The organism is Wolbachia endosymbiont of Drosophila baimaii, assembly GCF_028982185.1.
GTDB classification, from domain to species: Bacteria; Pseudomonadota; Alphaproteobacteria; order Rickettsiales; family Anaplasmataceae; genus Wolbachia; species Wolbachia pipientis.
In genome coordinates this window covers 1-3076 of the sequence record NZ_JAPQLE010000178.1, presented here as the reverse complement: position 1 = coordinate 3076, position 3076 = coordinate 1, and the positions used below count along the sequence as shown (strand labels likewise).

Here is a 3076-nt window from a genome sequence, read left to right as displayed (position 1 = left end):
CACCTCTGCTTGCAAAGTCTATTATCAAGACAATAGATCTTCTGTTATCCAAGTAGCTGACTACTCGGATCCAGAAAAAAATGTGGTCACGTACTGGAATGACATATGTAGTGGAATCAAAAACTACATGGCGATGCTCGAAAATGACATCGGTTGTAAATTTGGGGATTTAAATAATCCTTTATTAGTTTCAATACGCTCTGGTAGTGTTAGTTCAATGCCGGGCATGCTTGATACTATTTTAAATGTTGGTCTAAATGATGAAACTGTTGTTGGGCTTGCAGAAAAAAGTGGCGAACGTTTTGCTTACGATAGCTACTGCCGTTTCATCATGATGTACTCCAATGTTGTACTACAGCTTGATCATCACCTATTTCAAGATGTTGTTGATAATGAGCAGCAAAAGAGTGGAGCAAAAAGCTTAGCTGATCTTGATGTTGATGTTTTAAAGAGAATTGTTAACGATTTTAAAAAGATAGTATATGAAAAAACTGAGAAACATTTCCCGCAGAACGTTGAAGAGCAATTGTTAAACTCAGTTAATGCAGTATTTGCCTCTTGGAAAAATGATAGGGCTGTTTCCTATAGAAGAATACATAATATTCCTGAAAACCTTGGAACAGCTGTCAACGTGCAAGCAATGGTTTTTGGTAATTTAAATGATAATTCTGCAACTGGTGTGATATTTACACGAAATCCTTCAACTGGAGAAAAAAAGCTTTTTGGTGAGTTTTTGGTTAATGCTCAGGGTGAGGATGTGGTTTCTGGTGTTTATACTCCTATGCCAATTGACGGAGAGCAAAAAAACACCATGGAGAAGTTGCTGCCAAGTGTCTACCGAGAATTATGCGTGGTATGTGAAAAACTTGAAAGGCATTATAAAGACATGCAGGATATCGAATTTACTGTGCAGGACGGTAAGTTATGGATTTTGCAAACTAGGTCTGGCAAGCGTACGGCTGAAGCTGCTATTCGCATAATAGTTGATATGGTAAACGAAGGAACGATTACAAAAGAAGAAGGAATATTGAGAATTGATCCAAAAACTTTTGACAATTTATTGCATCCAGTTCTTGACGTTAAGAGCGATCAAAAAGTAATAGGGAAGGGGCTGCCGGCTTCTCCAGGGGTTGCTTCTGGATATGTAGTGTTTAGTGCAAGTGATGCTGAAAAAGCTACAGAGCAGGGCAAAAAAGTGATTTTAGTAAGGTCAGAAACGAGTCCTGAAGATATTAATGGAATGAATGCTGCAAGTGGCATAGTAACAGCACGGGGAGGGATGACCTCGCATGCTGCTGTTGTAACCCGTGGAATGGGTAAGCCATGCATTTGCAGTGTAAGTGGACTTTATATCGATAAAGATGGAACTTTCTTTTCTGTAGGGGATACAAAAGTAAATAAAGGTGAACCAATTACCATCAACGGAGGAACAGGGGAGGTTATGCTTGGCATTCTTCCTACAGTTTCACCTGAATTATCGCAAGAATTCAAAACGATAATCAACTGGATAGATGAAATCAAAACGATCAAAGTGAGAGCGAACGCTGATACTCCAAAAGATGCAAAAATTGCAAAAGAATTCGGTGCAGAAGGTATAGGCTTATGTCGCACAGAACATATGTTTTTCGCTAGTGATAGAATCGAATTCATTCAAAAATTGATAATAGCTGACGATGAAAATGAAAGGGCAAATGCGCTCATTAAACTAGAAGAAATGCAAAAGTCTGATTTCAAAGAAATATTTTCTATTATGGAGGGCAGGGAAGTCACTATACGGTTGCTTGATCCACCTTTGCATGAATTTTTACCCAATGATCAGTCTACTATAGAAAAAATTGCCAAATCACTTAGTAAGTCAGTTGAGTCAGTAAAAAATAAAATAGCACAGTTATCGGAAAAAAATCCAATGCTTGGCCATCGAGGTTGTAGACTTGCTATTTCTCATCCTGAAATATATAGCATGCAGATTAGGGCAATACTTAGTGCTGCAAGTGAATTAAAGAAAGAAAAGAAGATAGAAGTGGAACCTGAAATCATGATTCCTTTTATCATGAGTGAGAAAGAGTTTGTTCTGATATGCGAGCTAGCAAAGAAAGAATCCTCTGTCATCTCAGCTAGGATCAAGAAGCAGATTCCAGCGTCACGCGCTGGAATGACATCAGACAAGGCGTACTCAATTGGAACAATGATAGAGCTACCACGAGCGGCACTGATTGCTGATAAGTTAGCAAAACATGCAGAGTTCTTTAGTTTTGGCACTAATGATTTAACGCAAACAACCATGGGACTTTCAAGAGATGATTCAGTTAATTTCCTCGATTCCTATAAGAAAAACAACATATTTGACAATGATCCATTTGAAGTGCTGGACATCGAAGGGGTAGGGGAGTTAATCAAGATAGCCATTGAAAGAGGCAAAAAAACCCGAAAAGAAATAAAACTGGGTATATGTGGAGAGCATGGAGCAGATCCAAAATCCATAGAGTTTCTCATCGAATCAGGGGTGGATTACGTTTCATGCTCACCCTATAGAGTACCGGTTGCAAAGTTAGTGGCAGCACAGTTTAGCATAAAATCTAAGTGTGTTGGGTAAATTAGATGCCAGTGTCACGCACTGGCATAACATCCTCCCTAGCGAAATTGAATCACAACGTTTTTGCAGTTTTTTGGACGTGTTCAACTTTATTTTCTTCCATTTCTCTATAGCTTGGTAACGTAGAACTTTTTATATGCCACCCGGTAACTATTGCAACTAAAGCAGCTACAATACCGCAAACCACTGCACCAGCTACAAATGGAACCATCACAGCAGCAGCAATAAATAACCCTGTAACAACAACTCCAACAGCATCTTTCTTTAATGAGTTGTGAAAATTTTCCTTATATTTAGTTTCTTTTTCATTTGGCATAGAAAATTGAGCATCTACAAAGCCGTTAGCTTTATTACCATTATTTGGTGTGGCTTGGTCAGTCCTTGTTGATACATTAGTATAGCACTTCTCATAATAGTCCAAAAAAGGTAAGATATGGATTTATAGTAGTGATGGTAAGCATGCCAGCAGCATATAGTTATGAC

The 3076-nt window shown here is 38.4% G+C and carries 2 protein-coding genes; one reads left to right on the top strand and one right to left on the bottom strand.

The genetic code is table 11. From position 1 onward, the window contains the following. Positions 1-2593 (top strand): pyruvate, phosphate dikinase (ppdK, locus tag OZD66_RS05480; RefSeq protein WP_275022448.1); only part of this gene is annotated, 2593 nt, incomplete at its 5' end. 52 nt (positions 2594-2645) lie between these two features. On the opposite strand, the gene OZD66_RS05475 is transcribed toward ppdK, so the two are convergent. Next, positions 2646-3014: a hypothetical protein gene (locus OZD66_RS05475; RefSeq protein ID WP_275022445.1), complete on the bottom strand. Its 369-nt coding sequence runs from the start codon at positions 3012-3014 to the stop codon at positions 2646-2648. Positions 3015-3076: the final 62 nt, after the last annotated feature.